1 protein-coding gene is annotated in these 646 nt (G+C 31.7%); it reads left to right on the top strand.

Annotated elements, in window-relative coordinates:
* Window positions 1-581: peptide chain release factor-like protein (locus tag AZI32_RS17310; RefSeq protein ID WP_157450979.1), on the top strand; the 581-nt coding region annotated here is incomplete at its 5' end.
* Window positions 582-646 lie beyond the last annotated feature (65 nt).

Raw genomic sequence — 646 nt, 5'->3', positions numbered from 1 at the left:
CTTTCATGATAAAAGGTAATGGAGCATACTCTGTTCTTAAATATGAATCAGGAGTTCATAGGGTTCAAAGAATACCATCTACTGAATCAGGAGGAAGAATACATACATCAACAGCAACAGTTGCAGTTTTACCAGAGGTAGAAGACGTTGAAGTAGAAATAAACGCAAATGACTTAAGAATAGATGTTTTCCGTTCTTCAGGAAATGGAGGGCAAAGTGTTAATACTACAGACTCTGCAGTAAGGGTTACACATATACCTACAGGAGAAGTAGTATCTTGCCAAGATGGAAAATCTCAATTAAAAAATAAAGAACAAGCTTTAAAAATATTAAAAGCTAGATTATATGATAAAGCAGTTGCTGCACAACATAAAGATATAGCTGCAGAAAGAAAAAGTCAGGTTGGAACAGGGGACAGATCTGAAAGAATAAGAACTTACAACTTCCCTCAAGGAAGAGTAAGTGATCATAGAATAAACTTAACTTTATACAAATTAGATGCATTCTTAGATGGAGATTTAAATGAAATGATAGATGCATTAATAACTGTAGATCAAACTGAAAAAATGATGTCTATATAGTTTTAATATAAAAAAATCCCTATTTTGAATAGGGATTTTTTGCAATTAAAAAGAGTTATTATCTA

Source organism: Clostridium sp. ATCC 25772 (assembly GCF_001573875.1).
In the GTDB taxonomy this organism is placed as follows: domain Bacteria; phylum Bacillota; class Clostridia; order Clostridiales; family Clostridiaceae; genus Clostridium_J; species Clostridium_J senegalense.
Note: the sequence above shows the minus strand (reverse complement) of the source record. Positions and strands in the feature narration are given on the sequence as shown.